Origin of the sequence: Sphingomonas sp. (assembly GCF_965200105.1) — a bacterium.
GTDB lineage: Bacteria > Pseudomonadota > Alphaproteobacteria > Sphingomonadales > Sphingomonadaceae > Solisphingomonas.
The window spans coordinates 2,223,335-2,237,019 of sequence record NZ_CBDATN010000002.1 but is presented as its reverse complement, the minus strand read 5'-3'; the positions used below and the strand labels follow the sequence as shown (position 1 = coordinate 2,237,019).

Below are 13,685 nucleotides of genomic sequence, written 5' to 3'. Positions count from 1 at the left end.
ACGAAGGGGGAAATATGACGACCCAGTTCGAACTCACCGACGACCAGCGCGAGATCCAGGATCTCGCCCGGCGCTTCACGGCCGACGCGATCACGCCGCACGCCGCCGAGTGGGACGAGAAGCACATCTTCCCGCGGGACGTCGTCAAGGCCGCGGCCGACCTCGGCTTCGGCGCGCTCTACGTGTCCGAAGCGTCGGGCGGCATCGGCCTCGGTCGGCTGGAGGCGGCGCTCGTCATGGAAGCGATGGCCTATGGCTGCCCCTCCACCAGCGCCTTCGTCTCGATCCACAACATGGCGTCGTGGATGATCGACACCTACGGCTCGGACGCGGTGAAGGCCAAGTTCCTGCCTTCGATGGTGACGTGCGATCGCATCGGCTCCTACTGCCTCACTGAACCCGGCTCGGGCTCCGATGCCTCCGCCCTCAAGACGCGTGCGGTCAGGGACGGCGATACCTACGTCGTCTCGGGCTCCAAGGCGTTCATCTCGGGCGGCGGGAGCAACGAAATCTACGTCGTCATGGCCCGCACCGGGCAGGATGGACCCAGGGGCATCTCCTGCCTGGTGATTGAGAAGGACATGCCCGGCGTCTCCTTCGGCGCGCCCGAGAGGAAGCTCGGCTGGCACTCGCAGCCCACCGCGCAGGTCAATTTCGACGAGGTCCGCGTGCCGGCGGAAAACCTCGTCGGCGCCGAGGGCCAGGGCTTCTCGATCGCCATGTCCGGGCTCGACGGCGGGCGGCTCAACATCGGCGCCTGCTCGTTGGGCGGCGCGCAACGCTGCATCGACGACGCGCAGGCCTACACCACCGAGCGCCGCCAGTTCGGCCAGCGCATCATCGACTTCCAGAACACCCAGTTCGTGCTCGCCGACATGGCGACCGAGCTGGAGGCGGCGCGCGCGCTGCTCTACCTCGCCGCCGCCAAGGTGACGGCGAAGGCGCCCGATCGCACCAAGTTCGCCGCCATGGCCAAGCGGCTCGCCACCGACACCGGATCGAGCGTGGTGGATCGCGCGCTCCAGATGCACGGGGGCTATGGCTACCTCCAGGATTATCCGGTGGAGCGTTTCTGGCGCGACCTCCGCGTCCACCGCATCCTCGAAGGCACCAACGAGGTGATGCGCATGATCGTCGCCAGGGAGATGATGAGGCAATGAGCCACTACGAGACCATCCTGATCGAGGCGCGCGGCGCCGTCACGCTGTTGACGATCAACCGGCCGCAGGCGCTCAACGCGCTGAACACCCAGGTTCTCGCCGATATGATCGCGGCGACGCACGCGTTCGACGCCGATCCGACGCAGCATTGCATGATCGTGACGGGCAGCGAGAAGGCGTTCGCCGCCGGCGCCGACATCAAGGAGATGGAAGAGAAGGGTTTCGCCCAGATGTACGGCGAGAACTTCTTCGCCGGCTGGGAGCGGTTCGCGCGCACGAGGAAGCCGATGATCGCGGCGGTGGCGGGCTTCGCGCTGGGCGGCGGCTGCGAGGTGGCGATGATGTGCGACATCATCATCGCCGCCGACACCGCCAAGTTCGGCCAGCCCGAGATCAAGCTCGGCGTCCTCCCCGGCATGGGCGGATCGCAGCGGCTCACGCTCGCGGTCGGCAAATCCAAGGCGATGGAGATGTGTCTCACCGGCCGCATGATGGGTGCGGAAGAGGCGGAACGCTCGGGCCTCGCCAGCCGCGTCGTGCCCGCCGACCAGCTTCTGGACGAAGCGTTCAAGACGGCGAACGCGATCGCCGCGATGCCTCCCCTCGCGATCATCGCCAACAAGGAGGCGGTCGCCGCCACCTTCGAGACGACGCTCGCCACCGGGCTTGCCTACGAGCGCCGGCTGTTCAACGGCCTTTGCGCCACCGAGGACAAGAGGGAGGGAATGAGCGCCTTCGTCGCCAAGCGTTCCGGCGAGTGGAAGGGGCACTGACACACTGCCGCGTCAACCCGGCGAAGGCCGGATTCCCCCGATAGGGAACGCGGCCCCCGGCCTCATGACACCCGGCCTGCGCTCGGGTGACGGAGATATGACATGAAGATCGGTTTCGTCGGCCTCGGCAACATGGGCGGCGGCATGGCGCTCAACTTGGTCAAGGGCGGGCACGAGGTGGTGGCGTTCGACCTTGCGGAGGACGCGCTGGCGCGCGCCTGCGCCGGCGGCTGCTCGGCGGCTGCGAACGCGGGCGCGGCGGTGGCCGGTGCCGAGGCTGTGGTGACGATGCTGCCGGCCGGCCGCCACGTCGCCGCCGTCTACCGTGACCAGCTGTTCGGGGCGGTGCCGGCGGGCACGCTGCTGATCGATTGCTCCACGATCGACGTCGCCACCGCGAAGGCCGTGGCCGCCGACGCGGAGGCGCGAAGCCACGCCATGGTCGACGCGCCCGTGTCCGGCGGGATCGCGGCGGCGGCAGGCGGCACGCTCACCTTCATGGTCGGCGGCACCTCGCAAGCCTTCGCCCGCGCCGAGCCGATCCTCCAGGCGATGGGCAAGGCGGTGATTCACGCCGGCGAGGCCGGATCGGGCCAAGCCGCCAAGATCTGCAACAACATGGTCCTGGGCGCGACCATGATCGCGACGTGCGAGGCGCTGGCGCTGGCCAGGCGGCTGGGCCTCGATCCGCAGCGCTTCTACGACATCGCGTCGAAGGCCTCGGGGCAGAGCTGGTCGCTGACGAGCTACTGTCCGCTGCCGGGCGTCGGCCCGGAGAGCCCGGCCGATCGCGGCTACGAGGGCGGGTTCGCCGCCGCGCTGATGCTCAAGGATCTGAAGCTCGCGATCGCCGCCGCGCACGGGGCGGACGCGGCGGTGCCGATGGGATCGGCGGCGGAGAGCCTCTACCAGGCTTTCGCCAACACCGGCGGCGGCGCGAGGGACTTCTCCGCGATCATCGGCTTCCTGGACGGGACACTGCCCACCGCTCCGTAGAGTCCTGGGATCAGCGCGGCCCGCCTCCGCGATCCTGCCGATCCTCCTTCACCGCCGAGAGCTTGGGCAGCTCCGCCCGCGTGAGGGCGCCGTCGCCGTCCGTATCCAGCATCCGCAGGCGCCGTGCCGACGCCGCCGCGAACTCCTGCCGCGAGACCGCGCGATCCATGTTGGCATCAGCGGAGATCACCGGCTCGGGCATGTCGAGATAGCCGAAGCGGCCGGCGCCCAGCCGCGTGGGATAGGGCGGCGGGGTGACGTTGCCGCTATCGTCCGTCTTGGCGAGGTTGGGATCGCCGTAGGTGCTGGCCACCGCAATCTCGGGCGCGACCTCGGTTTCGTAGTGGCTGATCTCGTCGGGGCCGAGCTCGTCGTCGTGATCGGTGTCGAGCATCTTGAAGAAGCGATCAGCGTCGGCGCGCATCTCGGCGGCGGTGAGGCGCCCGTCATGATCCGTGTCCGCCTGCTCGAACCAGTGCTCGGCGCCGGGAAGCTGATCGTGCGAGCGGAAGGGCTGGCCCATCGGACTGATGAAGTCCGGCCCGCCCTGCAGCGAGGCGGCGGGTGGCGCCTGCGCGATGGCGGGTGCCGTGAGGAGCGCGAGGACGGGGAGCAGGAAGATCCGCATCGCTTCCGCCTAATCCTCGCGCCGCGCGCCGTCGAGCAGCGCGTCGCGACGGGCGCGATCGGCGGCGTCGGCCTCGCGCTTGGTCCGGGTGCGGCCGAAACGCGTGCGATTGGCCTCCGCCTGGGCGGTCGCCTCCGCCTTCCGCTTCGCCTTGCGCGCGTGATTGAGGTTGACGATTTCCGCCATCACGGCCTCCCTGCCCGCGCCTCCAGCCACCGCGCCGCCTCGGCCGGGCGGCGCTTGCCGGCGTCGCGATCCACCATGTAGTTGGCGACGCGCATAGCCGCCACCGGGATCGCGCCGATCAGCGGGCGCAGCGCCGCCACCAGCCGCGGATCGCGCGCATGCGCGCCGTCGACGAGCAGGATGGCATCGTAGCCGGGCAGCGCATGCCTCGGATCGCCGAGCACGACGAGATCGTCCGCCGCGATGCGGCCATCGCTGGAAAAGGCGGAGATCACGTCCGCCTGGCCGCCGCCGAGCGCCCGGTACATGAAGCTCGGCGCATAGGCGCGGGTGGCGGCGAAGGCGAGGCCGTAGGCGGAGGTCACCGCGCGCCACTCGGGCCGGGACAGGAACTCCAGGTCCGCGCCCAGCGTGAGGCGCGGCGCGACGCGCGCGAGATCGGCGAGGTCGCCGACGCCGAGCCCGCGGGCCCGATCGCGCCGCATCGCCAGCGCATAGGCGTTCTCGAAGCCGAGCGGTCCGAGCACGGTCGCGCCCGACGGCGCCAGGAAGCGCCGGATGCCGGCGAGCATCGTCTCGCGCGGCGCGGCGTCGCTCCGGTGCATGGCATCCGCCCAGATCGTGCCCGAATAGTCGACATAGACATCGACGTCGCCGCCCCGGAGCGCGTGCAGCGCCACGCCGGAGCCCAGCCCCTCGCGGAAGGAGACGGCGTAGCCCGCCGCCGTCAGCCGATCGCCGATCACGCGCGCCAGGATGAACTGTTCGGAGAAGTTCTTGGCGCCGATCACGATTGTCGGCCGAGCCGGCCTCGCCAGCGCGGCCCCGGCGAGGGCCAGGCCGGCGGCGACGATCGCGATGCCGCTCCACAGCGGCACCCGCCGCCGCCGCGCCAGCCCGTGCTCGACCAGCGCCAGCGCCGCGTCCGCCACGATCGCCAGCGCGGCGGACGCGAGGCAGCCGGCCACCACCTGCGGCCAATCCTCCGTCTGGAGGCCGGAGAAGATGAGGTTGCCGAGGCTCGGCGCGCCTACCGTCGTCGCCAGCGTCGCGGCCCCGATCGTCCACACGGCGGCGGTGCGGATGCCGGCCATCACCACGGGCGCCGCGAGCGGCGCCTCCACCAGCCGTAGCCGCTGCGCGCGCGTCATGCCGATGCCGTCGGCGGCACGCACCACCGCCGGATCGAGCCCGCGCAGCCCCGCGATCACGTTGCGGAGGATCGGCAGCAGCGCGTACAGCGTCAGCGCGCCGAACGCCGGCAGGAAGCCGAGCGCGGGCACGCCGTGCCCCACCGCCAGCAGCAACGGGTAGAAGAGGGCCAGCAGCGCCAGGCCCGGGATCGTCTGGATGGTGCCCGCCACACCCACGCCGATCGCCGCCAGCCGGGGCCGCGAGGCGGCGGCGAGGCCGAGCGGCAGTGCGATCGCCAGCGCAAGCGCAAGCGCCGCGGCGGCGAGCAGCAGGTGGTGCGCGGCGAGCCCCGGCACCTGCGCGAGCACGTCGCTCATCCCCGCAACGCCGCGATCGCGCGCGCCTGGCGCGCCGGCACCTCAACGAGCGCGTCCGCCTCCGCGCCCGCGCGCCCGGCCAGCATGTCGGCGGGCGTGGCGTCGGCGACGATGCGGCCGGCGGCCATGACGAGGATGCGATCGGCGAGCAGCAGCGCCTCGGCCATGTCGTGCGTGACCATCAGGCTGGTGAGCCCCAGCCGATCGTGCAGCGCGCGGTAGCGGCGGGCGAGCGCGTCGCGGGTGACGGGATCGAGCGCGCCGAACGGCTCGTCGAGCAGCATCGCCTTGGCCCCCGTCGCCAGCGCGCGCGCGACGCCGACGCGCTGCCGCTCACCGCCCGACAGGGCGGCCGGCGCGCGATCTGCGTAGCCGGCGGGCAGCTCCACCATCGCGAGCAGCGCCGCAACGTCCGGCGCGACGGCACCGGCCACGCGCGCGGGTAGCGCGACGTTCTCCGCCACCGTCATGTGCGGCATCAAGCCGACATCCTGGAAGACGTAGCCGATTTGCCGCCTGAGCGCTGGCGCCGCTCCCTCTGCGACGTCGCGCCCGGCGATCGTCACCCGACCCTCGTCGGGCGGCACGAGGCGGTTGACCATGCGCAGCAGCGTCGTCTTGCCCGCGCCCGATCCGCCGACCAGCGCCACGAACGAACCGCTCGCGATCGTCTTCGTGACGCCGTCGACGGCGACCTGCTCGCCGTGGCGCCTGGTCACGCCCTCGAAGCGGATCTCCGGACCTTGCGTCGCCATGCCGCCGGTATCGGTCGCGATCGGCACGAAGTCGAGATATGAGGCGCGATGAGCGGCGGCGAAGAGGATATGGGCGCGGCGTCGAGAAGGGCCTTGTACCGGCGGACATGCGGCGGGACGGGATCGTGCAGCACGTCGTGACGCACGAGAACAGCCAGCCTTCCGACCTCCGCGCCATGGACATGGCCGCTGTGGAGGAAACGGCATGAGCCTGCTCGCGCTCGACGGCATCGCCTGCCTGCGCGGGCACCGGCTGCTGTTCGAGGGCGTGACGCTGGCGCTCGGCGCGGGCGAGGCGGCGATCGTCGCGGGGTCGAACGGCGTCGGCAAGTCGAGCCTGTTGCGCATCACCACCGGCCTGCTGAAGCCCTCGGCGGGACGTGCCGAACGCGCGCGAGCGAGCTGGCTCGGGGAGGAGGCGGCGCTCGGCGGAGAGCGCACGGTGGTAGCCGCGCTCGGCTTCTGGGCGCGGCTCGACGGCGCGACGCCGGCGGCGATGGAGGCGGCAATGGTGGACATGGGCATCGCGCACCTCGCCCCCGTTCCCGTCCGCTACCTCTCCACCGGGCAGCGCCGCCGCGCCGCGATCGCGCGGACGATCGCGGGGGCGGCGCCGCTGTGGCTGCTCGACGAGCCCGCCAACGGCCTCGATGCGGACGGCCGCGAGCGGCTCACCGCCGCGATGGCCGCGCACCGCGCGCGCGGCGGGGCAGTCCTGGCGGCGACGCACCTGCCGCTCGCGCTCGACGACGCCGTCACGCTTGATTTGGGGCGCTCTCCCGCATGATCGCCGCGCTGATCGCGCGCGATCTCGGGCGCGGGCTGCGCGCCGCTGGGCTGCCGGTCGCCTTCTTCCTGATCGCCGCGACGCTGTTCCCCTTCGCGGTCGGGCCGGACGCGCGGGTGCTCGCCAAGACGGGCGCTGGGATGCTGTGGCTGGCCGCGCTGCTCGCCGCTTTGCTGCCGATCGATCGGCTGGTGGCGCCCGATGCGGAAGCCGGCGTGCTCGATCAGCTCGCGACGCGTGGCATCGCCGACGAGGTCGTCGCAGCGGCGAGGATCGCGAGCCACTGGCTGGGCTTCGGCCCGCCGCTGATGCTGGCGGCGCTGCCCGGCGCGGCGCTGTTCGGGCTCGACGGCGCGGTGCTCGGCCGGCTGGAGGCGAGCCTGGCGATCGGCACCCCCGCGTTGGCGGCGCTGGGCGTCACCGTGGCGGCGCTGACGGTGGGCTTGCGGCAGGCGAGCGCGCTGGCCGGGCTCGTCATGTTGCCGCTCGCCGTGCCGCTGCTGATCTTCGGCGCCGGGGCCGCCGACGACGGCGGCACGGGCGCGATGAAGCTGCTGGGCGCCACGTCGCTGCTCCTCACCTTCGGCGCACCCTTCGCGGCGGGCGCGGCGTTACGCAGCCTTCGCGACTGACACGGAGGGACATATGAAACTCGCCGCACTCGCGCTGGCACTCGCCGCCGCGCTGCCTTCCTCCGCCACGCCGGCGCCGCCGCGTGCTGCCGCCCGCCCGAAGATCGTGACGGTGACGGTGGTGATGCAGGATCGCCATTTCCGACCCAACGTGATCCAGCTCACGCGCAATCGGCCGACGCGCATGGTGCTCGTCAACCGCGACGTCAGCGGCCACAATTTCGATGCGCAGGGCTTCCTCGACGCGTGCGACGACGTCCACGCCAGCGCGCCGTTCAGCGACGGCGTGCTGCCGGTGCCCTCGCAGTCCACCGTGTCGCTCTATGTCACGCCGCGCGTGGCAAGGCCGTTCGACCTCAAGTCGTCGGTCGCGCTCGATGTCGCGTCCGGGATGACGGGGCAGGTGCTGGTCTACTGAACGCGGCACCAGCGCGCGAAGATAGCGGTCGGGAGGAGCAGGCCGCGCGCCTCCTCGCGCACCGCCATCTCGCCCGCCTCCACGGTGCCGCCGAGCGCGGCGGTGGCTTGGGCGAGCAGCTCGGCGATCGCCAGCGCCGACATCCGCACCGCGTAGACGGTAAGCACGAGGAAGCGCGAACGCTCGTCGAGCAGCCGCACGCAGTCGGCGATCAGGCCGGGCAGCCCGTCCTCCAGCCGCCAGACTTCGCCCTCGGGTCCGCGCCCGAACTTGGGCGGGTCGAGCATGATCCCGGCGTAGCGCCGTCCTCGCCGGACCTCGCGCGCCGCGAACTTGGCGGCGTCGTCCACCATCCACCGGATCGGGCGATCGCCGATGCCGGAGAGCGCGGCATTGGCCTTGCCCGCCTCCACCGACTTCCTGGAAGCATCGACGTGCGTCACGCGCGCGCCCTTGGCGGCGAGCGCCAGGCTGCCGACGCCGGTATAGCCGAATAGGTTCATCACCTCGTCGCCCTCGGCAACGCGACCGCGCATCCACGCCCACTGCGGCACCATGTCGGGGAAGAAGCCGAGGTGCCGGAAGGGCGTGTTGGTGGCGTGGAAGCGCAGCTCCTCCCACGCCAGCGGCCAATCGCGCGGTACGGTGCGCGCGAGCTGCCAGCGCCCACCTCCCTCCTCGTCGGAGGCACCGACGAACTCGCCGTCGTGCCGCCAATCGGCCGAGGCGGGGGACCACATCGCCTGCGGCTCGGGCCGCACGAAGCGGAAGCGGCCGTAGCGTTCGAGCTTGCGGCCGTCGCCGGAATCGACGAGCGCGTAGTCGCGCCACGGCTCGGCGACGAGCGTGAGAAGGGTCACGCCGCCTTGGCGAGCCGGCCGCCGACGCTGGCGGTAGCGAGCCCGCCCGACAGTGCCGCCGTGCCCGCGCGCCGCGCCTGCGCGATCGTCACGGCGTCGATCTCCGCCACCGTCTCGGCGGGCGGCACGATGCGGCCGTGGACCTGGATCGTACGCGCGAGATGGTCGCAGCGCGCCTGCACGCCCTCCAGCCCCATCAGCAGCCCGGCGCGCGCCTGCGCCTTCGCACGCGCTAACTCGGCCTCGTCCAGCGTCTCGGCGCAGCGTGCCAGCACGTCGCGGGCGAGCGCGAAGGCGCGCGGCGCGTCCGCCTTGCCGGCCGCCAGGTACACGCCAAGCTGGCCCGTGTCCGCCGTCGCCTGCGCCCACGCGTAGACTGAATAGGCGAGCCCGCGTACCTCGCGCACCTCTTGGAACAGCCGCGACGACATGCCGCCGCCGGCAATGCCCGCGAACAGCGACAGCGCGTGGAGATCGGGATGGCACTGATCCACGCCCGGATGCGCGAAGGCGATGTGCACCTGATCGAAGCGGCGCGCGTCAGTTGCCTTACCGCTGGCGAAAGTGGCGGGCGCGGGCGCGGGCGGGTTGCCCGCCGCGAGATCGCCGAAACGCGATTCGGCCAGGCGGAGCAGCGCCTCCTCGTCGACCGCGCCGGCGGCCGCGAGCACGAGCCCGGAGGGCCGATACTGATCGGCCAGCCAGCCGTGCAGGTGCGCCACGTCGATCGCCGCGATCGTCTGCTCGGTGCCGAGCACCGGGCGGCCGTAGGCCTGGCTGGGATAAGCGGCGGCGGCGAGGTGATCGAAGACGATATCATCCGGTGTATCGCGCGCCTCGCCGAGCTCGGCCAGCACCACCTGCTTCTCGCGCTCAAGCTCCTTCGCGTCGAACACGGGCGCGCGGACGAGATCGGCAACGAGGTCGACCGCCAGCGGAAGGTCGCCGGGGAGGACACGCGCGTGGAAGACGGTCTGGTCGCGCGCGGTCCAGGCGTTGAGCTGGCCGCCGACATCCTCGATCGCCTCGGCGAGCTGGCGAGCGTCGCGCGAGCCGGCACCCTTGAACACCATGTGCTCGACCATGTGGGCGAGGCCGGTGAGGCCGTCGGGCTCGGAGCGACTGCCGACGTCGGCGTAGAGGCCGATTGCGGCCGTCTCGACATGCGACATCGGCTCGACCGCGACGGTGAGCCCGTTGGCGAGGCGGTGGAGCCGCGCGGTCACGCCGTGGCCGCCCCTCGCTCGGCGATGAAGCCTTGGAGCGCCGCGAGCGTCGCGGGCAGCCGCTCGATCCGCTCGGGGCGGTCCATCAGCCCGGCGAGTCGCTCGGGCAGCACGGGGCGGAAGCCGGTCGCCGCAGCCACCGCATCGCCGAACTTGGCGGGGTGCGCGGTGGCCAGCGTCACGAGTGGCACGTCGCGCGGCAGGTCGGCGGCGCGGGCGGCGGCGAGCGCGACCGCCGTATGCGGATCGATCACCTGCCCCGCCCGCGCCTGCGCCCAGCGCATCGCCTCCGTCATCGCCGCGTGGTCGACGCGCGCGGGCGCGAACAGCCCGGCGCGGGACAGCGCGTCGGCCGGAATGCGCATCGCGCGCGTCGCCTCGAACCCCCGCATCGCCGAGGAGAGCGTGCCGGCGTCGCGACCGTGCATATCGAACAGCAGCCGCTCGAAATTGGACGAGACCTGGATGTCCATCGACGGCGTCGCGGTAGGCATGACGGCGCCCACCGAATAGTCGCCGCTGGCGAGCGCGCGCGCGAGGATGTCGTTGACGTTGGTGGCGACGATCAGCCGCTCCACCGGCAGCCCCATGCGCGCCGCGACATAGCCTGCGAAGACGTCGCCGAAATTGCCCGTCGGAACCGAGAAGGCGACGGCGCGATCGGGCGCGCCGAGCCGGACGGCGGCGTAGAAGTAATAAACGACCTGCGCCGCCAGCCGCGCCCAGTTGATCGAGTTCACCGCCGATAGCGAGCGTTGCTCGGCGAACGCGCGATCCGCGAACGCCGCCTTCACCAGCGCCTGCGCGGTATCGAAGTCGCCGTCGATGGCAATAGCGTGGACGTTGCTGGCGTCCACCGTCGTCATCTGCCGGCGTTGCACGTCGGAGACGCGGCCTTCGGGGTAGAGCATGAAGATGTCGGCGTGCGCCGCACCCGCCACCGCCTCGATCGCCGCCGATCCGGTGTCGCCCGACGTCGCGCCGACGATGGTCAGCCGCCGGCCGGTGCCTTCCAAGAATCGTTCGAACAGCAGTCCGAGAAGCTGGAGCGCGACATCCTTGAAGGCGAGCGTCGGCCCGTGGAACAGCTCAAGCAGCCAGTGCCGCTCGTCGAGCTGCGCGAGCGGCGTCACCGCGGCGTGGCCGAAGCGGCCATAGGCCTGCTCGCACAGAGAGAGCAGCGCCGCCTCGTCGATCGCATCGTCGACGAAAGGCGCGAGCACGCGCGCCGCCGCCTCGGCGTAGGACAGGCCGGTCAGCGCGGCGATGTCCTCGCGCGAGAAGGACGGCCAGTCCTCGGGCACATAGAGGCCGCCGTCCGACGCGAGGCCGGCGAGCGTCGCCTCCGCGAAGCCCAGCCTGGGCGCCTGCCCCCGGGTGCTGAGATAGCGCATCGCCGGCCGGTAGCCGCCGCGACGGGCAGCGGCAAGGCGCCGGACGGCTTTCGCCATCACAACGATCGCGCCACCGGCGGTTCAGCTTGGCGCTGCTACGGCGCGGGGATCGAAAGCCGGCCTGTCCTGTTTTCGTGGCGTCGATACGATCCAGGAGGAGTGACCATGAAGACGAAGCTCGCGAAGGCCGCCCTGGCAGCGATGGTGGCGGCGCCGATGCTGGTGCCCGCGCCCGCGATGGCACGTGACCACGACCGTTATTATCACGGCCGCAATGGCCGCTATTACGAGCATTGCAAGCGCTCCAGCGGGACGACCGGGCTCGTCGCCGGCGGCGTCGCGGGCGGTCTCGCCGGCAACCTGCTCGGCGGCGGCACGCTCGGCACGCTCGCGGGTGCGGGCGGTGGTGCGCTGCTCGGCCGTCACCTCGACAAGAAGCACGACGCCGCGCAGAACCGCCGCAACGGCTGCTGACGGGTATCGGGCGGTTCAGCGCGGCGGCTCGTCGTCGCCGCGCTCCCGCTCGATCGTCCATTCCTGGTTTTCCTCGAAGGTGGCGTCGAACGGCCGCCCCGCGGCATCGAGACCCGGTCGGAAGCGATAGCGGCGCGCGATCGCGGCGCACGTTGCTGCGTCCACCTCCGGATCGCCGCTGGTGCGCGTGATGCCGCAGGCGTGGACGCGCCCGTTCACCCCGACATGGTAGCGGACGCCGACCAGCCAGTGCGCGCCGGACTGCCGCCGATCCGGGGGCAGGTCCGAGAACCGGAGTTCGCCGGCGACCTGGCGAGGCGGCGTGTCGTCGCCGTCTCCGCCCTGTCCGCCGCCGCCCGGGCCCTCGCCTTCGCCGCCGGCCCCCGTACCCGCACCCCGCGTCGAGGCGCCGTCGGCCGCCGCCGCGCCGACATCCGGCTTCGCTGCCACGACAACGGGCACGAGGGGCGGCAGCCGCACGACGGGCGGCGGCGCCACCACGGGGGTCGCCCTGGCGCGCGGCGCGGGCGCGCCGGCCGCTCGACTGGCGCGGTAGTGGTGGACCAGCTCGGGCGGCTTGGGTGGCGGCGGCGGCTTGGGCAACGGCAGATCGAGCACCGCCAGCGCCTCCTGCGCGGCCCGTTGCGGCGAGACCGTGAGCCCCGCCACCAGGATCGCGCCCAGCAGGCCCGTGACGGCCACCGCACCGGCACCCGAGATCAGCCTGTCCTTCGTATCCGTCCGCACGCCATCTTCCTCGCCGACGCCAACGCGGGCGCGGCGGTTCGGAGCCCTCCCTTAGCCCAGCGCGGCGGCGAACCGCGCGCGATCGACGTTGCCGCCCGACAGCGTCACCACCGTGCCCGCCGCCGGCACCCGGCCAGCCAGGACGGAGGCAAGCGCCACCGCACCGCCCGGTTCCACCACCAGCTTCAGCCGCTCGAAGGCGAAGCGCATCGCGGCCGCGATCTCCGCCTCGCTGACCGCGACGCCCCGCGCGCCCCGCGTGCGCAGCACGTCGAAGGTCAGCGGCGAGACGCGCTGGGTCTGGAGCGCGTCGCAGGCGGTCGCGGGCGGGCAGGGGCCGACCGCCACGATAGTGCCGGACGCCAGGCTCTCGCCCATGTCGTCCCACCCTTCGGGCTCGACGACGATGATCTCCGCGTCCGCCACCGCCAGCGCGATGCCGGCGGAGAGGCCGCCGCCCCCGCAGCATATCGCGATCCTGGCCGGCGCCGCACCGACGGCTCGCGCATACTGGCCGGCGATCTCCAGCCCGCACGTCCCCTGCCCCTCGATGATCCACGGATCGTCGAACGACGGCACGAGAACCGCGCCGCGCGCTTGCGCCAGCGCGGCAGCGAGTGCCTCGCGGCTCTGCGTCGCGCGATCGTAGAAGACGATCTCCGCGCCGAACGCGCGCGTGCCGGCGATCTTGGCCGCGGGCGCGTCCGCGGGCATCACGATGGTCGCCGGCATTTGCAACCGGGCCGCTGCCCACGCGACGCCCTGCGCGTGATTGCCCGAGGAGAAGGCGACGACGCCGGCGGGCCGCCGCTCCTCCGGGATCGAGGACAGCCGCCACCACGCGCCGCGCGCCTTGAAGCTGCCGGTGCGCTGGAGCGACTCGGCCTTGGCGAACACTGTCTCGCCGGCGATCTCGACCGGCAGCAGCGGCGTCTCGGGGCAGACGAGCGACAGGGCGCGGGCCGCCGCCGTCACGCCGGCGGCGGTGGGATGCCGTGGGCCTGCGCAAGGCTCCGATTCGATCGTGGAAACGGCAGTTCTCCGCGGCTTTCGGGTAAGGGTTTACAGGGGGGGCACCCGTATCTATATGCCCGCCTCCCGCTGCCCCATGGGACTTCCAACCGCAAGGCAGCTCTGA

The 13,685-nt window shown here is 72.4% G+C and carries 16 protein-coding genes; 7 read left to right on the top strand and 9 right to left on the bottom strand.

All coding sequences use genetic code 11. From position 1 onward, the window contains the following. Positions 1–14: 14 nt before the first annotated feature. The 3 genes from ACOFKX_RS12465 to mmsB all read left to right on the top strand — a co-directional run bounded on the left by ACOFKX_RS12465 (position 15) and on the right by mmsB (position 2,929). A complete protein-coding gene (locus tag ACOFKX_RS12465) occupies positions 15–1,160 on the top strand; it encodes an acyl-CoA dehydrogenase family protein (protein ID WP_419827285.1) in 1,146 nt (381 codons plus the stop codon). Then, positions 1,157–1,933, top strand: a complete 777-nt coding sequence (locus ACOFKX_RS12460; RefSeq protein ID WP_419827284.1) for an enoyl-CoA hydratase-related protein — start codon at positions 1,157–1,159, stop codon at positions 1,931–1,933. The genes ACOFKX_RS12465 and ACOFKX_RS12460 overlap by 4 nt, the downstream gene beginning before the upstream one ends. Positions 1,934–2,035: 102 nt before the next feature. After that, a complete protein-coding gene (gene mmsB / locus ACOFKX_RS12455; protein ID WP_419827283.1) occupies positions 2,036–2,929 on the top strand; it encodes a 3-hydroxyisobutyrate dehydrogenase in 894 nt (297 codons plus the stop codon). Positions 2,930–2,939: 10 nt separating this feature from the next. Here the strand turns inward: mmsB and ACOFKX_RS12450 are convergent, their stop codons facing one another. From ACOFKX_RS12450 to ACOFKX_RS12435, 4 genes are read right to left on the bottom strand one after another with little or no spacing between them, the layout of a single operon-like run. Further along, complete coding sequence (locus tag ACOFKX_RS12450; protein WP_419827282.1) at positions 2,940–3,557, bottom strand: hypothetical protein; 618 nt, start codon at positions 3,555–3,557, stop codon at positions 2,940–2,942. A 9-nt stretch (positions 3,558–3,566) separates the two neighbouring features. Continuing rightward, positions 3,567–3,743: a DUF4169 family protein gene (locus ACOFKX_RS12445; RefSeq protein ID WP_419827281.1), complete on the bottom strand. Its 177-nt coding sequence runs from the start codon at positions 3,741–3,743 to the stop codon at positions 3,567–3,569. Continuing rightward, positions 3,743–5,254 carry an ABC transporter permease/substrate-binding protein gene (locus ACOFKX_RS12440; RefSeq protein WP_419827280.1) on the bottom strand — a complete coding sequence of 504 codons (1,512 nt, stop codon included), beginning with the start codon at positions 5,252–5,254 and terminating at the stop codon, positions 3,743–3,745. The genes ACOFKX_RS12445 and ACOFKX_RS12440 overlap by 1 nt, the downstream gene beginning before the upstream one ends. Further along, positions 5,251–6,009, bottom strand: coding sequence for an ATP-binding cassette domain-containing protein (locus ACOFKX_RS12435; RefSeq protein ID WP_419827426.1), 759 nt, complete (start codon positions 6,007–6,009; stop codon positions 5,251–5,253). Before ACOFKX_RS12435 ends, ACOFKX_RS12440 begins: the two co-directional genes overlap by 4 nt. A gap of 205 nt (positions 6,010–6,214) precedes the next feature. On the opposite strand from ACOFKX_RS12435, the gene ccmA reads away from it, so the two are divergent. From ccmA to ACOFKX_RS12420, 3 genes are read left to right on the top strand one after another with little or no spacing between them, the layout of a single operon-like run. Further along, positions 6,215–6,796, top strand: a complete 582-nt coding sequence (gene ccmA / locus ACOFKX_RS12430; protein ID WP_419827279.1) for a heme ABC exporter ATP-binding protein CcmA — start codon at positions 6,215–6,217, stop codon at positions 6,794–6,796. Then, entirely contained in the window at positions 6,793–7,428 is a 636-nt protein-coding gene (locus ACOFKX_RS12425) for a heme exporter protein CcmB (protein ID WP_419827278.1), read from the top strand. Before ccmA ends, ACOFKX_RS12425 begins: the two co-directional genes overlap by 4 nt. Positions 7,429–7,441: 13 nt before the next feature. Beyond that, positions 7,442–7,846, top strand: coding sequence for a cupredoxin domain-containing protein (locus ACOFKX_RS12420; protein WP_419827277.1), 405 nt, complete (start codon positions 7,442–7,444; stop codon positions 7,844–7,846). Here ACOFKX_RS12420 and ACOFKX_RS12415 read toward each other — a convergent pair. From ACOFKX_RS12415 to thrC, 3 genes are read right to left on the bottom strand one after another with little or no spacing between them, the layout of a single operon-like run. After that, positions 7,840–8,706, bottom strand: coding sequence for a class I SAM-dependent methyltransferase (locus tag ACOFKX_RS12415; protein WP_419827276.1), 867 nt, complete (start codon positions 8,704–8,706; stop codon positions 7,840–7,842). The two genes, ACOFKX_RS12420 and ACOFKX_RS12415, sit on opposite strands and share 7 nt — an antisense overlap. Then, positions 8,703–9,932 carry a M16 family metallopeptidase gene (locus ACOFKX_RS12410; protein ID WP_419827275.1) on the bottom strand — a complete coding sequence of 410 codons (1,230 nt, stop codon included), beginning with the start codon at positions 9,930–9,932 and terminating at the stop codon, positions 8,703–8,705. Before ACOFKX_RS12410 ends, ACOFKX_RS12415 begins: the two co-directional genes overlap by 4 nt. After that, a complete protein-coding gene (gene thrC / locus ACOFKX_RS12405; protein WP_419827425.1) occupies positions 9,929–11,326 on the bottom strand; it encodes a threonine synthase in 1,398 nt (465 codons plus the stop codon). Before thrC ends, ACOFKX_RS12410 begins: the two co-directional genes overlap by 4 nt. A 165-nt stretch (positions 11,327–11,491) precedes the next feature. On the opposite strand from thrC, the gene ACOFKX_RS12400 reads away from it, so the two are divergent. Continuing rightward, positions 11,492–11,800 carry a hypothetical protein gene (locus ACOFKX_RS12400; protein WP_419827274.1) on the top strand — a complete coding sequence of 103 codons (309 nt, stop codon included), beginning with the start codon at positions 11,492–11,494 and terminating at the stop codon, positions 11,798–11,800. Positions 11,801–11,815: 15 nt separating this feature from the next. On the opposite strand, the gene ACOFKX_RS12395 is transcribed toward ACOFKX_RS12400, so the two are convergent. Beyond that, positions 11,816–12,547 (bottom strand): energy transducer TonB, encoded by a 732-nt coding sequence (locus ACOFKX_RS12395; RefSeq protein WP_419827273.1) that lies wholly within the window; start codon positions 12,545–12,547, stop codon positions 11,816–11,818. A 51-nt stretch (positions 12,548–12,598) separates the two neighbouring features. Then, entirely contained in the window at positions 12,599–13,522 is a 924-nt protein-coding gene (locus ACOFKX_RS12390) for a threonine ammonia-lyase (protein ID WP_419827272.1), read from the bottom strand. Positions 13,523–13,685: the final 163 nt, after the last annotated feature.